The sequence below is a fragment of the Bacillus sp. FF-1 genome (genome assembly GCF_028548245.1).
GTDB lineage: Bacteria > Bacillota > Bacilli > Bacillales > Bacillaceae_G > Bacillus_A > Bacillus_A paranthracis.
Window position 1 is genome coordinate 1 of record NZ_JAQQGG010000019.1, and the last position, 16139, is coordinate 16139.

Annotated in this window: 14 protein-coding genes, 2 tRNA genes, 3 rRNA genes and 2 riboswitches; of the genes, 3 read left to right on the forward strand and 16 right to left on the reverse strand. The window is 36.9% G+C overall.

Translation table 11 applies throughout. The features are described 5' to 3' along the window. The 7 genes from PQF83_RS27995 to groES form a co-directional block, all read right to left on the reverse strand. A 16S ribosomal RNA gene (locus PQF83_RS27995) occupies nt 1-110 on the reverse strand; the annotation flags it as partial. 294 nt (nt 111-404) lie between these two features. Beyond that, a complete protein-coding gene (ampS, locus tag PQF83_RS28000) occupies nt 405-1910 on the reverse strand; it encodes an aminopeptidase AmpS (protein ID WP_000719219.1) in 1506 nt (501 codons plus the stop codon). Further along, a complete protein-coding gene (locus PQF83_RS28005; protein ID WP_001262954.1) occupies nt 1894-2595 on the reverse strand; it encodes a response regulator transcription factor in 702 nt (233 codons plus the stop codon). Before PQF83_RS28005 ends, ampS begins: the two co-directional genes overlap by 17 nt. Nucleotides 2596-2739: 144 nt before the next feature. Next, the gene (locus PQF83_RS28010; RefSeq protein WP_272792352.1) at nt 2740-4065 is read right to left on the reverse strand and encodes an NCS2 family permease; all 1326 of its coding nucleotides are present in this window, start codon (nt 4063-4065) and stop codon (nt 2740-2742) included. Nucleotides 4066-4192: 127 nt separating this feature from the next. Further along, nucleotides 4193-4294, reverse strand: a riboswitch (purine riboswitch). Nucleotides 4295-4450: 156 nt separating this feature from the next. Then, on the reverse strand, nt 4451-5989 hold the full coding sequence (guaA, locus tag PQF83_RS28015; protein ID WP_000743925.1) for a glutamine-hydrolyzing GMP synthase: 1539 nt from the start codon (nt 5987-5989) through the stop codon (nt 4451-4453). A gap of 164 nt (nt 5990-6153) precedes the next feature. Beyond that, nucleotides 6154-6255: riboswitch (purine riboswitch) on the reverse strand. A 140-nt stretch (nt 6256-6395) separates the two neighbouring features. Further along, a complete protein-coding gene (gene groL, locus PQF83_RS28020; RefSeq protein WP_001029999.1) occupies nt 6396-8030 on the reverse strand; it encodes a chaperonin GroEL in 1635 nt (544 codons plus the stop codon). Between the two features lie 38 nt (nt 8031-8068). Then, on the reverse strand, nt 8069-8353 hold the full coding sequence (gene groES / locus PQF83_RS28025) for a co-chaperone GroES (protein WP_000917306.1): 285 nt from the start codon (nt 8351-8353) through the stop codon (nt 8069-8071). A 401-nt stretch (nt 8354-8754) separates the two neighbouring features. On the opposite strand from groES, the gene PQF83_RS28030 reads away from it, so the two are divergent. Together PQF83_RS28030 and PQF83_RS28035 are read left to right on the forward strand one after the other, a co-directional pair. Further along, a complete protein-coding gene (locus tag PQF83_RS28030) occupies nt 8755-9504 on the forward strand; it encodes a CPBP family intramembrane glutamic endopeptidase (protein ID WP_000745335.1) in 750 nt (249 codons plus the stop codon). Continuing rightward, the gene (locus tag PQF83_RS28035; RefSeq protein WP_001246207.1) at nt 9501-9692 is read left to right on the forward strand and encodes a YdiK family protein; all 192 of its coding nucleotides are present in this window, start codon (nt 9501-9503) and stop codon (nt 9690-9692) included. Before PQF83_RS28030 ends, PQF83_RS28035 begins: the two co-directional genes overlap by 4 nt. A gap of 29 nt (nt 9693-9721) precedes the next feature. Here the strand turns inward: PQF83_RS28035 and PQF83_RS28040 are convergent, their stop codons facing one another. Then, a complete protein-coding gene (locus PQF83_RS28040; RefSeq protein ID WP_000437698.1) occupies nt 9722-10351 on the reverse strand; it encodes a redox-sensing transcriptional repressor Rex in 630 nt (209 codons plus the stop codon). Between the two features lie 187 nt (nt 10352-10538). Between PQF83_RS28040 and PQF83_RS28045 the strand changes: the two genes are divergently transcribed. Then, nucleotides 10539-12473 (forward strand): ABC-F family ATP-binding cassette domain-containing protein, encoded by a 1935-nt coding sequence (locus PQF83_RS28045; RefSeq protein ID WP_000602165.1) that lies wholly within the window; start codon nt 10539-10541, stop codon nt 12471-12473. Nucleotides 12474-12893: 420 nt separating this feature from the next. On the opposite strand, the gene tsaD is transcribed toward PQF83_RS28045, so the two are convergent. From tsaD to PQF83_RS28085, 8 genes are all read right to left on the reverse strand, one after another. Then, the gene (gene tsaD, locus PQF83_RS28050; protein ID WP_000414588.1) at nt 12894-13910 is read right to left on the reverse strand and encodes a tRNA (adenosine(37)-N6)-threonylcarbamoyltransferase complex transferase subunit TsaD; all 1017 of its coding nucleotides are present in this window, start codon (nt 13908-13910) and stop codon (nt 12894-12896) included. Continuing rightward, nucleotides 13910-14353, reverse strand: coding sequence for a ribosomal protein S18-alanine N-acetyltransferase (gene rimI / locus PQF83_RS28055; RefSeq protein ID WP_000367197.1), 444 nt, complete (start codon nt 14351-14353; stop codon nt 13910-13912). The genes tsaD and rimI overlap by 1 nt, the downstream gene beginning before the upstream one ends. 13 nt (nt 14354-14366) lie before the next feature. Then, nucleotides 14367-15059 (reverse strand): tRNA (adenosine(37)-N6)-threonylcarbamoyltransferase complex dimerization subunit type 1 TsaB, encoded by a 693-nt coding sequence (gene tsaB, locus PQF83_RS28060; RefSeq protein ID WP_000865758.1) that lies wholly within the window; start codon nt 15057-15059, stop codon nt 14367-14369. Then, entirely contained in the window at nt 15040-15513 is a 474-nt protein-coding gene (gene tsaE / locus PQF83_RS28065) for a tRNA (adenosine(37)-N6)-threonylcarbamoyltransferase complex ATPase subunit type 1 TsaE (RefSeq protein ID WP_000049631.1), read from the reverse strand. The genes tsaB and tsaE overlap by 20 nt, the downstream gene beginning before the upstream one ends. Nucleotides 15514-15687: 174 nt before the next feature. Further along, nucleotides 15688-15763, reverse strand: a tRNA-Asp gene (locus tag PQF83_RS28070). A 3-nt stretch (nt 15764-15766) separates the two neighbouring features. Beyond that, nucleotides 15767-15843, reverse strand: a tRNA-Met gene (locus PQF83_RS28075). 12 nt (nt 15844-15855) lie between these two features. After that, a 5S ribosomal RNA gene (gene rrf / locus PQF83_RS28080) occupies nt 15856-15971 on the reverse strand. A gap of 49 nt (nt 15972-16020) precedes the next feature. Next, a 23S ribosomal RNA gene (locus PQF83_RS28085) occupies nt 16021-16139 on the reverse strand; the annotation flags it as partial.

The following is a 16139-nucleotide window of genomic DNA, read 5'->3' on the forward strand; positions in this document are numbered from 1 at the left end:
CCGTCCGCCGCTAACTTCATAAGAGCAAGCTCTTAATCCATTCGCTCGACTTGCATGTATTAGGCACGCCGCCAGCGTTCATCCTGAGCCAGGATCAAACTCTCCAATAAAGTTAGTTTGTCTAGCATCTAAAATAAAAATTGACGTTTCACGTTGTTTGTTTCGTTCAGTTTTCAAAGAACTACTTGGCCGCTCATTTGCGACTTCCTTATGTTAACATCTTCATCTTTCAATGTCAACTAAGTTTTTTATTTCGTTTGTCGCTTTCAACGTTGTTGTCATCAGCGACTCGTATAATATTACACCTCTAATCTCTAATCGTCAATATGTTTTTCTAAAAAAATATAAAAAGACTTATTTCTTTTAAAATAAGCCTTTTTATCATATACCATTCTATTCGTTTATTATCTTTCTATAATTGGTAACGAGACGATAAACTGAATAACACCATCCTCATATTCAGCTCGAATACTACCACCTTGTAATTCAACAATACTTTTCGCAATCGCCAATCCAAGACCCGATCCTTCTGTTACTCTACTTCTTGATTGATCTTTCTTATAAAAACGTTCAAACAAACTCGCTAACTCTTCTCTCGTAAACACTTCACTATGATTCGCAATTACAATTTGTATATCCCGTCGCTGCCTTTGAAGAGAAACTTTTATCTCCCCATCATCTTTACTATACTTAATCGCGTTCATTAATAAATTATCAAATACACGAACCATCTTTTCCGAATCAATCGCTGCATAGGCACGTTCTTCAGGAAACTTCTTAACGAACGTAAGTCCATGCTCTTCCGCCTGCGGTACTAACTCTTCTATTAATTGCTCCAATAACTCATTTATACATACTTCTTGTTTTTCTAATATAACTTGTTCATTCGTTAACTTCGTATACTCAAATAAATCTTCTATTAAATTCTTTAACTGCTCCGATTTAGCAAAAGCAATTCTTGTATACTCATCATGTTGTTCTTTATTTTCATATTTAGAATCTCGAAGTAATCGCAAGTAACCCATAATAGAAGTCAGTGGTGTACGTAAATCGTGAGATACATTCGTAATAAGCTCATTCTTTTGCTTCTCTAATCTACGTTCCTTTTCTATATTATTCATAAGCTCTTCCGCCATATTATTAATATTCTCAGTTAAAGACGCAATCTCATCTTCACCTTTCTTCTCAATACGGTACGCTAAGTTGCCTTTTTCTATTTCCTTTACACCTTCTGCCATCGCTTCAATTTGTTTCATCTTTCTCTTTGTTATATAGAAGAAAGAGAAAATGAATACGAGTACACCAATTAAAAATGGGAATGGGCCTTCTTGCGTATCATACATTACTACACCATCCGGAATTCCACTAACGAACATATATAAATTCTTATCTTCTATTGTAATAGGTGAAAAAGCTATAAATTCTTTTCTCGTATTTTCAAATATATCTTGACCATTTGAATAGTTAATCGCAAATGATGCTGCATTACGAATCGTATTATGCAGATCGATTTGCTCTTCTTGTGCCTGCTTCGTTTTATATACAACTTTACCACTTTCGTCAGTAACCAATATTTTTAAAGCTCTATTTCCTCGCTCTAAATTTTGATTCTCCGTTTCGATCATATTGGATATAGCTTCTAATTTATTTTCATGCACCGAACTATTTGCTGCTCTTTGAGCTTGATAATTAATTTGTTGCATACCAGACCGATAATCGACAGTCGCTTTACGATTCGCATTCTCAAAAAATGGTGCAGCTCCCTTTGCAAAAAAAACTCCTAATAACGCACAAGCAGCGAAAGTAGTAATCAGTTGAATTCTTATACTCTTTCGTACGCTCTTTACTAATTTCTCAATTAATTGTCTTATTTTCCTTATATAAGTAAATGGATTAAATATCTTTTTCAATCTTATACCCCACTCCCCATACTGTTTTTATATATCTAGGCTTCCTTGGATTCTCCTCAATCTTTTCACGTACTTTTCGAATATGCACCATTACAGTATTATCTGACTGAAAAGATCGTTCGTTCCAAACCTTTTCATAAATTTGTTCTGCGCTAAAGACCATACCGGGATTACGAGCTAGTAATTCTAGAATTGAAAATTCCCTCGGGGTCAACTTCACTTCTTCTCCCTCTACAATAACTTTATGGGTCGAGATGTTGATTTTCATCTCTCCAATTTCTAACTCGTCCTCATTTTGAATAGAAAAACCATTCATTTTCATATAACGACGTAACTGAGATTTTATCCTTGCGATTAACTCTAACGGATTAAATGGTTTCGTTACGTAATCATCTGCACCCGTTGTTAACCCTAAAATCTTATCCATATCTTGCGTTTTCGCGGAAAGCATAATAATTGGCATTTCTTTTTCTTCCCTTACTTTCATACACATATGAATGCCGTCTACTTTCGGCATCATAATATCTAATACGACTAGATGTACTTCGTTTTCTTCTAGTAAACGTAATCCTTCTTCGCCGTCCCCTGCTTGCAATACTTTATATCCTTCATTCTTTAAATAGATTGTAATAAGATTCCTAATTTCTTTTTCATCATCTACGACAAGTATTGTTTCATTTGCCACAATATCTCCCCCATCACTTTTTTAATCCCTAACTTCTATTATAGGAAAACTTCTGAAGAAAAACGCTCGGAAATCCTTAAGTTTTTCTGAAGACGCAAAAAAGATCTAGACTCCCCTTAAGTCTAGACCTTTCAAAAACCCCTTTTATTTACGAACGTAGATGAAATATAGTACGAATAAAACTCCCATAACATACATAATTGGATGAATCTCTTTACGTCGACCACTTACTACCATTGTAATTGGATAGAAGATAAACCCGATTGCAATTCCTGTTGCGATACTATACGTAAGTGGCATTGAAATGATAGTAAAGAATGCTGGTACTGCAATTTCTAATTTCTTCCAGTCAATCTCTCCTAAAGACGAAACCATCAAGATTCCTACAATAATTAACGCTGGCGCTGTTACAGCTGGTGTTACAACACTTAATAATGGCGAGAAGAATAGTGCGAATAAGAAGAATCCTGCTGTTACAACTGCTGTAAATCCAGAACGTCCACCCGCTGCTACCCCTGCAGAAGATTCAATATAAGACGTTGTTGTTGATGTACCTAAGATCGCACCAATTACAGTTGCAATTGCATCTGCAAATAATGCTTTTCCTGCACGTGGTAATTTATTGTTCTTCATTAATCCCGCTTGATTCGCAACCGCTACAAGTGTACCTGCTGTATCAAAGAAATCGATAAAGAAGAACGTTATAATAACAATCCCCATTTGAACAGTGAAAATATCTCCGAAGTGCGTTAATGCTGCACCGAACGTTGGTTCTAGACTCGGTATTGCTCCCACTACCGCTTTCGGAGTATCAATTAATCCGGTTGCTACTCCTAAGATTGCCGTAAGAATCATACCGTAAAATACTGCACCATTAACTTTCTTAATCATGAAAATAATGGTCGTAACAACTCCGAAAATTGCTAGTAACGTTGTGCCCTTTGTTAAGTCCCCCAACCCAACAAGAACAGCATCATTTTTCACGATAATTCCAGCATTTTGGAATCCAAGGAAAGCAATGAATAATCCGATACCTGCCGCTACTGCAAACTTTAGCTCTGATGGAATTGCATTAATGATTTTTTCACGAATACCTGAAGCTGTAAGAATAATAAAGATAATACCTGACATTAACGTTCCAGCAATTGCCGTTTGCCATGGAATACCCATCGTTAATACTGCTGTATAAGCAAAGAACGCGTTAATTCCCATACCTGGCGCTAAAGCAATTGGATACTTCGCGAAAATACCCATAATTAACGAACCAATCGCTGCTGCTAATGCTGTAGCAACGAATACTGCACCTGGATCCATTCCTGTACCTGCCGGTAATCCTTTAACATTTCCAAGTGACAGCGTAGCAGGATTGACAAATAGTACGTAAGCCATAGATAAAAATGTCGTTAAACCTGCTATGAACTCTGTTTTGTAATTCGTGCCGAGTTCATCAAACTGAAAATAGCGTTTCATCTTACGTTTCCCCCGTTATATGATTACTCGCCGTAATCCCCTAGCCCTCTTTTATCTATTAAAAATAAAAAAGGCTTCCATTGCATATACATGGAAGCGTTCTATGAATAAAGATAAGATTCCCCTCACCTTTATAAAAACGCCTCGTAGTCAAGCCATTTACGGTAGCTAGGTAGAAACTTTCGGGCCATATCCCCGATATTATACGACGGCATAATATTCACTTTTCGTTTGAATTACATACTCATATTAACTCTTGAAAGTATTTTTGTCAATTTAAATACGAACATTTTTATTAACTTTTATATTTTCGTTCGTATTAAAATCAAAATAAAAAAGATCCATCTATTGCTCATGAGCAATAGATGGATCCTTTATTATAATACTATTCCCACTCGATAGTTGCTGGTGGCTTACTCGTTACATCATACACGATACGGTTAACGTGTTTCACTTCGTTTACGATACGTACAGAGATTTTCTCTAACACGTCCCAAGGGATACGTGCCCAGTCAGCTGTCATACCGTCGATAGATGTTACTGCACGGATACCTACTGTGTAATCGTAAGTACGCTCGTCACCCATAACACCTACGCTACGCATACCAGGAAGCGCAGTGAAGTATTGCCAGATTTCGCGGTCTAAGCCTGCTTTAATAATTTCTTCACGTAAAATCGCATCAGATTCACGAACGATTTCTAATTTCTCTTCTGTGATTTCACCTAGTACACGAATACCAAGACCAGGGCCTGGGAATGGTTGACGCCATACGATTTCATCAGGAATTCCTAGTTCAGATCCTAATACACGTACTTCGTCTTTAAATAAAGTATTTAAAGGCTCAATTAATTTGAACTGCATGTCTTCTGGAAGTCCACCAACGTTATGGTGAGATTTAATTGTTTGTGCAGTTGCTGTACCACTTTCAACGATATCTGTGTAAAGTGTACCTTGTGCTAAGAAGTCCATTCCTTCTAATTTAGAAGCTTCATCATCAAATACGTAAATGAATTCGTTACCGATAATTTTACGTTTTTGTTCTGGATCTTCTACACCTTTTAACTTGTTCATGAAGCGTTCTTTTGCATCCACTTTAATAACGTTCATATGGAAGCCTTCGCTAAATGTTTTCATAACGCCTTCTGCTTCGCCTTTACGAAGTAAGCCGTGGTCAACGAAGATACAAGTTAATTGATCGCCGATTGCTTTATGAATTAATACTGCTACAACAGAAGAATCTACACCGCCACTAAGTGCGCATAGAACTTTTTTGTCTCCAACAGTTTCACGAATTTTTTCTAATTCTACTTCGATAAAGTTCTCCATGTTCCATCCTTCAGAACAACCACATACGCCGAATACGAAGTTTTTAATTAAATCGTTACCGTGCTCAGAGTGACGTACTTCTGGGTGGAATTGTACACCGTATAAGTTTTTCGCTTCATTGCTCATACCAGCAATTGGGCAAGACTCACTTGTTGCGTCTACTACGAATCCTTCAGGTAAACCAGTTACTAAGTCGCCATGGCTCATCCATACAACTTGCTCTTCTGGAAGGTTCGCATATAATTTTGATTCGTTCTCTACTTTAAGAACCGCTTTTCCGTACTCACGGTGGTTTGCACGTTCTACTTTACCACCGAATTTTTGTGTCATAAGCTGCATACCGTAACAAATACCGAAGATCGGTAATCCTAGGTCAAAGATTTTTTCATCACAATGTAATGCACCTTCACCATATACACTATTTGGTCCACCAGAGAAAATAATCCCTTTTGGATTTATTTCTTTAATTTCTTCTGCAGTAATTGTATGCGGATGAAGTTCACTGTATACACCGAACTCACGAATTCGACGTGCTATTAACTGATTGTATTGACTTCCAAAATCTAAAACGATAATTGTATCGTGTTGCTTCTTCAAAATAATCACCCCAACGTTAGTTCTCGTATATAAATATTTTCACCAATTAGGCGAAAAGCATTACCAATATAATAAAAAAAGCCAGTCCTCCGCCTCTAGTCTCATAACAAAGAAAAGGCAGGGGTCTGGCTTTATAAAGAAAGATAGTCTCCGCTCTTTATAAATATAAGACACACTGCCTTCATAGTCAGGTTGTTTACGGTAACCCGGTAGAGACTCTCAAACCATATCTTTGAGGATATATGAAGGATCGTTTTATATTATCTTCCTAGATTCTAACAATGAAGTGTCGGTATGGTCAAGAGAGAAAGCGACAAAATTCTACAGAAATTCATTTCCTTTTCTAAAAAACATAAAAAAACATCCATTTCTATATAGAAATGGATGTTTTTTAGCGCGAACGGAATTACATCATTCCGCCCATACCGCCCATGCCCATGCCGCCCATGTCAGGCATTGCTGGTGCATTTGGTTCTGGCTTGTCAGCTACTACAGCTTCAGTTGTTAAGAACATAGCTGCAACAGATGCTGCGTTTTGAAGTGCAGAGCGAGTTACTTTAGCTGGATCTACGATACCAGTTTCAAGCATGTTAACCCATTCGCCAGTAGCTGCGTTGAAACCAACGCCTACTTTTTCGCCTTTTAGACGCTCTACAACTACAGATCCTTCTAGACCAGCGTTGATTGCGATTTGGCGAACTGGCTCTTCTAGTGCACGAAGTACGATGTTGATACCTGTTGCTTCGTCGCCTTCAGCTACGATAGAAGCTACTTTCGTGTATACGTTCATAAGTGAAGTACCACCACCTGCAACGATACCTTCTTCTACTGCTGCACGAGTTGAGTTAAGTGCATCTTCAATGCGAAGTTTGCGCTCTTTTAACTCAGTTTCAGTTGCTGCACCTACTTTAATTACTGCTACGCCACCTGCAAGTTTTGCAAGACGCTCTTGTAATTTTTCACGATCGAATTCAGAAGTCGTTTCTTCTAATTGCGCACGGATTTGACCGATGCGAGCTTCGATTTGTTCTGTGCTTCCTACACCTTCAACTACAGTTGTGTTTTCTTTCGTTACAACAACTTTACCAGCGCGTCCTAAAGATTCAACTGTAGCAGATTTTAAGTCACGGCCTAATTCTTCAGTGATTACTTCGCCACCAGTTAAAATTGCGATATCTTCTAGCATTGCTTTACGACGGTCACCAAATCCAGGAGCTTTAACAGCTACTACATTGAATGTACCACGAAGTTTGTTCACTACTAATGTAGCTAACGCTTCGCCTTCTACATCTTCAGCAATGATAAGAAGCGGTTTACCTTGTTGTACCACTTGCTCTAATACTGGTAAGATTTCTTGAATGTTAGAAATCTTTTTGTCAGTGATTAAGATGTATGGGTTATCAAGAACTGCTTCCATTTTGTCAGAATCAGTAATCATGTAAGGAGATGCATATCCACGATCAAATTGCATACCTTCTACTACGTCTAATTCTGTTGTGAAACCTTTAGATTCTTCTAAAGTAATAACGCCGTCGTTACCAACGCGCTCCATTGCTTCAGCGATTAATTGACCTACTTCTTCGTCAGCAGCAGAAATAGCAGCTACTTGTGCGATAGAAGATTTACCTTCGATTGGTTTAGAAATCGTTTTTAATTCTTCTACTGCAGCAACTACAGCTTTTTCGATACCTTTACGAAGACCCATTGGGTTCGCACCAGCTGTTACGTTTTTAAGACCTTCACGAATCATAGCTTGTGCTAATACAGTTGCAGTTGTTGTTCCGTCACCAGCTACATCATTTGTTTTGCTAGCAACTTCTGCTACTAATTTCGCACCCATGTTTTCGAATGCATCTTCTAATTCAATTTCTTTTGCGATTGTTACACCGTCATTTGTAATAAGTGGTGAACCGAATTTTTTCTCAAGAACAACGTTACGACCTTTTGGTCCAAGCGTTACTTTTACTGCATTTGCAAGAGTGTCGACACCGCGAAGCATCGAACGACGTGCTTCTTCACTAAATTTAATATCTTTTGCCATAATAATTGACCCCCTTGGATTTTTTAAGATTTATATAATTAACCGATAACTGCTAAAATGTCACTTTCACGTAAAATCAAGTAGTCTGTACCTTCATATTTCACTTCAGTACCTGCATATTTTGAGAAGATGATAAGATCACCTGCTGCTACCTCTAAAGCAACACGCTCACCATTTTCAAGCACTCGACCAGTACCTACTGCAATAACTTTACCCTCTTGTGGTTTTTCTTTTGCTGTGTCTGGTAATACAATACCACTTGCTGTTTTTTCTTCCGCTTGAACAAGCTCAATTACAACGCGATCACCTAATGGCTTTAGCATGAACAATAACCTCCTCATTTTGTTATGTAAATTTTATTTATTAGCACTCAAGTCACCCGAGTGCTAACACACTTATAATAATAAATAATCTCAATTTCTTTTGCAAGTAAAAAAATCATAATTTTTTCGCAAATTACGCTATAAATTTTTCTATATAGAGTTCCTCTTCTTCTACCTTTACTATATGAATCGTTGTTTCCACTACTCGTATGTTACAATATGAAAGGACACCCTAAGTTGTTTTCGCTACACACACAACTTTCTCCTGTCTTCTATTATAATTTCAAATAAGGATTTACAAAAAAAACATAATGTAAGTAAAGTTTATATCGTAGGTAGCATCTTTACATGTTATCCTACCTTATCTCATACACTAAAGTTAGAAAGGATGGTTAAACCATTTGAAAAAACAATATTGGTGGGTTATCGTTACATACATTTTAATGCAGTTATCATCAATTGCTGGATTACCACTTCTTCTGAAAACTGGGCTTTATGATAACAGGGGATTCACTAGGGAAGAGAAATTTCAACTCATAACTGGTCACTGGGCGATCATTAGCTTCTTTATTGCATTATGTATCATACTTTGGTTACTTAGAACAGATATTCGTGACAGACATTTAGATACAAAGCGTTCTACTGTTCCAGCTACAATTGGTTGGATTTTTATCGGGTTCTTCTTAGCATTTTTCTCGCAAAGTATTGCTGGTATGATTGAAATGTATGTATTAGGTATTAAACCTGGATCTGAAAATACAGCGAGACTTATGGATATCGCAAGAACGACACCTTGGTTCCTTATCGTCATCTCTATAATAGGACCTATTTTGGAAGAAATCGTATTTAGAAAAATTTTATTTGGTACACTTTATAAGAAGTTTAACTTCTTTATTGCCGCTATCATTAGTTCCCTTGTATTTGCGGCGATTCATTTTGATTTTACTCACTTATTGGTATACACTGCTATGGGGCTCGTATTCGCCTTCTTATATGTAAAAACGAAGCGTATTATCGTTCCAATTGCAGCTCATGTTGCAATGAATACATTAGTTGCAGTTGCCCAAGTTTTAATGAGTAACGAACAAATTCAAGAAATGATTAAAGAAGCTGAAAAAATGCAAGGCTTTATCGGAGGATTTTTAGTATGAGAAACTCACCATTGTTCATGGCTATATTGTACTTCCTTCTAGGATGTATCTTTACACATCTAGCCATTAGGAATGTAACAGATACAATTTGGAATATGTGGACAATACTATTTGCAGTTATGGCGACGATTGATTTTAATTTGGCACTTCGCCTCATCTTAGTTAAATTCACAAAGAAAAAACAATAATAAAACGCAGAGGTCGCTCCCTCTGCGTTTTATTGTGGATAATTCTTCAAAAAGTAAACTAATGTTTGTAACTCTACTGCTAAATCAATATGATGAATTCTTATATTGTCTGACACATTTAATCGTGCTGGTGTGAAATTCAAAATACCATGCACGTTTGTTTCTGCCAATCTATCAGCTACAGATTGTGCTACTGTAGCGGGTACTGTTAATATTGCCACTTGTATATCAGATGATAAACGTTCTTCTAATTCATCTAAGTGATATACAGGAATGCCTCCGATTTCTGTTCCAACTTTCTCTTCACTAATATCAAACGCCATTTCAATTTTTGTATTATTGTTTTTCGTGAAATTATAATGTAAGAAAGCGGTCCCTAAATTACCTACTCCAATAAGCGCTACACGTGTTATATCATCTTGGTCGAGTGTTTCACGGAAAAATGATAATAAATAATTTACGTTATATCCATATCCTTTTTTCCCTAATGCTCCAAAGTATGAGAAATCTCTTCGAATCGTTGCGGAATCAACCTTTACCGCTTCACTTAATTCGGCTGATGAAACACGTTGCTTACCAGACAAAGATAAGTTTTGGATAAATCGATAGTATAGAGGCAATCTCTTAGCAGTGGCTTGTGGAATTTTCTGCTGCTCCATATAACCTCTCCTCTCTTCCTATCTTTATTCATATGCTTTAATTAAATACAGAAGTTTAGCACTTATTAAATTCCTTGTATAATAGAAAGAAGAAGTATTCTCTCTGTATTTTAAACTATACACTATTTTTAGTATGATTGAGAAATATAAACATGGCAAAGTTAAGAAATTATTTGAGGTGAAAACATTGATTTTATTACAAGTAAACGCGCTTTCGAAATTATACGGTGCAGAAACGATTCTTTCAAATATAAAATTAGAAGTTCAAACGAAAGATCGTATCGCATTAGTCGGACGAAATGGCGCTGGAAAATCTACATTATTAAAAATAATAGCGGGTGAGCTATCTCATGATGGTGGAGAAATTATAAAGCCGAAAGATGTCTCAATTGGATATTTAGCTCAAAATACCGGTTTAGAAACATCTTTAACAATTTGGGATGAAATGTTAACCGTCTTTACACACTTGCAGCAAATGGAGACAAAACTTCGAAGGCTAGAGCAAGAGATGGGAAAAGAAGAAAACTTTTCAAACGAGGCTACATATGAAAGATTATTAGCTGATTATGACCAATTACAATTAGATTATAAAGATCAAGGTGGCTATCAGTACGAAGCAGATATCCGTTCGATTTTAAGTGGTCTTGGCTTCCCAGTTGAAACGCACCAGACGACGATTTCGACATTAAGCGGTGGACAAAAAACACGATTAGCTCTCGGTAAATTATTATTAACGAAACCAGACTTACTTATTTTGGACGAGCCTACAAACCATTTAGACATCGAAACATTAACATGGCTTGAACAATATTTACAAGGTTATCCTGGCGCAATACTAATCGTTTCCCATGACCGTTATTTCTTAGATAAACTTGTTACACAAGTATATGAAATTTCGAATAAAGAAAGTAGACGATTTGTTGGTAACTACAGTAAATATTTAGACTTAAAATCAGCACTATACGAGCAAGAAATGAAACGTTATGAAAAACAACAAGATGAGATTGCTAAGCTAGAGGACTTCGTTCAAAAAAATATAGCTCGTGCATCTACGACAAAACGTGCGCAAAGTCGTCGGAAACAATTAGACCGTATGGAATTATTAACAAGACCATTAGGGGATTCTAAGTCAGCTTCCTTCCACTTCGATATTGAAAAACAAAGTGGAAATGATGTTTTACAAGTAAAGGACGCAACTATCGGCTATGATAAGGATCCAATTATTGAACATGTAACAATGCGCTTAACACGCGGAGATAGTGTTGCTTTAGTTGGTCCAAATGGAATTGGGAAATCCACATTATTAAAATCCATTGTGAATAAGTTACCACTATTACATGGTGAGGTTTCTTTCGGATCTAATGTCTCTGTTGGTTATTATGATCAGGAACAAGCTAATTTAACATCTTCTAAGCGCGTTTTAAATGAGCTATGGGATGAATACCCACTGCAACCTGAAAAAGAAATTCGCACGATATTAGGTAACTTCTTATTCACAGGAGATGATGTATTAAAGCCAGTATCTTCTCTTAGCGGTGGACAAAAAGCTCGTTTAGCTCTTGCCAAACTTATGATGCAAAAATCGAATTTATTAATTCTCGATGAGCCTACAAACCATCTTGATTTAAATAGTAAAGAGATTTTGGAGAATGCTTTAATTGATTATCCTGGTACCCTTCTCTTTGTATCTCATGACCGCTACTTTATTAATCGTGTAACGACGACCGTTGTTGAGTTATCAACAGAAGGTGCACAGGAATATTTAGGGGATTACGATTACTACGTTGAAAAGAAAAATGAGATGATCGAACGTGCTGAGTTTGAACAACAAGAGCAGCAAGAAAATCATGCTCCTGTTCAAAAAACTGTAGCTCCAGAAAAATTAAATTATCTCGAAGAAAAAGAGCGCAAAAAGTTGGAGCGTCAACGTACTCGAAAAATTGAGGAACTAGAACAAAACATTGTACAATTTGAAGAGGAAATTGCTACGTTAGAAGATCAACTTTGCTTACCAGAAATATATGCAGATTATGAAAAGGCTAGTGAAATTACAACGAAAAAGCAAACACTACAAGAGCAACTTGATGCTTGTATGGCAGAATGGGAAGAATTACATTTATAAGAGTCTTAAATAAGAGGGATGTCTCATAAGTCGGGATTTTAGACTATGCGGCATCCTTTTTATCTTCTAGTTTGAATTAACGTCATATTGTATAAAATATTCGACATGAGGCATCGTTTCAACGACAAAGTTTGACAATATTAGCGACTCCTCTAATAAGAGCATATTTCAAAATGTTTTTTAAAGATATCTTCTTGTTTTTTATTTCCCGAGAAAAATACATCTAAAGGTCAGACTTCACCTATTTTATCCACAACCTTATACACATATCCACCTTTATAAAATAAACAACAAAATAACTTTTCCACATTATCCACAATCAACAAAAAAGTTATCAACATTTTATATACACAATAAAACCCATATTATCAACAGATAATATGGGTTTTATCCACAAGCTGTGGTTAATTTTGTGCATAACTATGCTTCAATATCTAATCCTGGATTTGCATTTAAAGCTAATGTAGCACGTTTTCCTTGTTCATATGCAATTGTACCTGCCGCTGCAATCATTGCTGCATTATCTGTACATAAAGATAGAGGAGGAATAATTAGCTCTACATTTTCTTTTTGTGCAAATTCCGCTTCTAAACGTGCACGCAGTCCTTTATTCGCAGCTACTCCACCAGCAAGAAGCACTTGCTTTACGTTATAAGCATCCGCTGCACGAGATGCTTTCGTTACTAATACGTCAATTACACTCTCTTGGAAACTTGCTGCTAAATCTTCCGGTGCAATTTCTATCCCGCGTTGTTTTGCGTTATGCACAGTGTTGATAACTGCTGATTTCAATCCGCTAAAACTGAAATCATACGAATCCGGTTCTAGCCATGCACGAGGTAAATCAATTGTTGGTTCTCCTTCATGTGCAAGTCGATCAATATGAGGACCACCTGGATATGGCATAGATAACGTACGAGCTACTTTATCATATGCCTCTCCTGCTGCATCATCTCGCGTTTCACCAATTACTTCAAATGAACCATGTTCTTTCATATAAACAAGCTCTGTATGCCCACCAGAGACAACAAGTGATAGTAATGGGAATTGAACTTCTTTTACTAAGCGGTTCGCATAAATGTGGCCAGCGATATGATGAACACCAACTAGGGGGATATCATGTGCAAATGCCACTGCTTTCGCTGCGTTCACCCCTATTAGAAGCGCTCCTACTAAACCAGGTCCTTCTGTGACAGCAATTGCATCAATATCATCAAATGTGATATTCGCTTCTTTTAACGCTTCTTCTAATACAACTGTAATTTCTTCTACATGATGACGGGACGCAATCTCTGGTACAACTCCGCCAAAACGTTTATGACTTTCAATTTGTGATGCAACAACATTTGCAATAATTTCCGTTCCATTTTTAACAACCGCTACTGCTGTTTCATCACAACTTGTTTCAATACCAAGTATAATCGTATTTTTTTCCATTATATATTCACCCACATTACGAGACCATCTTCCTGATTGTCTGCATAGTATCGTTTACGAATTCCACCATTTTGAAATCCGTATTTTCTGTATAACTGTTTTGCTACTTCATTTGATACACGTACTTCAAGTGTCATCGTTTTTACACCTAGAGTTTTCGCCTCGGAAATAACTTCTTTTAATAAAGCATCTCCTAGCTTTTGACCTCTGTATTCTGGCAAAATAGCTATATTTGTTATATGCGATTCATCAATAATTATCCACAATCCACAATACCCAATTACACGACCATCTTTTTCTAGCACAACATAATGTGCATGTTCATTCATCGTTAACTCACGGTGAAAGGCATCTGCAGTCCAAGGAGTTGAAAAAGATGCTTCTTCAATGGCTACAATTTGAGCAATATCATCAAGTTCCATCTTTCTAAATATCATATCCATCCTCTGCAAGCTCCTACTTGTTTTGACTTTCTAACCACTTTGTTTCAGCTTCAGCTAAACGAAGGTAACTAGGAACAAATGAATGTACATCTTGTTCTTCTTTTTGTAATCCTAAGAACGCTAGCTCACTTGGTCTTGGGTTATTTTTAGTGAAAGGAGCAAAGACAGCTTGATTGCCTAAATGTTCAATAATTGTTTCTTTGTGTAGTTTCACATCGTTACCAATAAATAAAACAGGCTTTCCTTTATCTTTTAACATTTGCAACCAGTCTACAATAAGGATGATTCGGTCTTCCTCTATAGAAGTTAAATCCTCTCCTTCATATGTATATAAGCCAGTATAAATTTGTCCACGTCTTCCATCGAATAAAGGACAGATTAATCCATCAAAATTAGCTCCGTTTGCAGCCACTACTTCTAAACTTGATACACCCACAATTGGTATTTGAAGTGACCAAGCTAATGTTTTGGCAGCTGTCACACCTATACGAACACCTGTATATGATCCTGGTCCAGCAGCTACAACTATTTTAGTTAATTCTTTTGGTTTTACACCGCATTCTTTTAACAGTTGTTCTACAGCTGGCATAAGACGCACAGAATGATTTTTTGTTAAATTTGTAATGATTTCCCCAATTACGTTTCCTTCTTCAATAAGGGATACACCCATTACATAATTTGAAGTATCAATTGCTAGTACTTTCATCTTGTAATAGCTCCTCACATAATCTAATATAGCGATCTCCAATTGGCTCGAGTACAATGTTTCTTGTGTCATCTCCAGCATGGAATAAACTAATTTGTAGCTTCTCATTTGGTAAATATGCTTCTATTAAATGAGCCCATTCTACTACCGTAATTCCTTCACCGTAGAAATACTCATCAAAACCTAAGTCTTCTTCACTTTCAGCTAAGCGATACACGTCCATATGATATAGCGGTAATCTCCCTTTATATTCTTTAATAATATTAAAGGTAGGACTATTTACAACTCTTTTCACTCCAAGACCTTTTGCTAGTCCCTTTGTAAAAGTCGTCTTACCAGCCCCTAGATCTCCTTCTAAAATAATTACATCTTGTGCCTGAGCAAGTTCACCAAGTTTTTCTGATAATCTTTGTGTTTCCTCAGATGATTTTGTTGTTATTTCATATTTACTCACAGACTTCACCTACTTTACTCACAATGTTCTCTGCTATTTATTATACAGGTTTTGAATATATAAAAAAGTCCTTAGGAGTTTTCCTAAGGATAGTTTGACTGTCTTTATTAGTTTTTTGTTAAAACAAATAAAAAAATACGAAACAACATGTTTCGTTCTTTTCTTTATATAAAATGGCGGTCCCGACCGGGGTCGAACCGGCGATCTCCTGCGTGACAGGCAGGCATGTTAACCACTACACCACGGGACCATTTGGTTGCGGGGACAGGATTTGAACCTGCGACCTTCGGGTTATGAGCCCGACGAGCTACCGTGCTGCTCCACCCCGCGATGATATAAATAGCTTGGCGACGTCCTACTCTCACAGGGACAAGGTCCCAACTACCATCGGCGCTAGAGAGCTTAACTTCCGTGTTCGGTATGGGAACGGGTGTGACCTCTCTGCCATCATCACCAAACTATTGAAGGCATATTCCTTCAAAACTAGATAACATTGCTACATATTATATGGTTAAGTCCTCGATCTATTAGTATTCGTCAGCTCCACATGTCACCATGCTTCCACCTCGAACCTATCAACCTGATCATCTTTCAGGGATCTTACTAGCTTACGCTATGGGAAATCT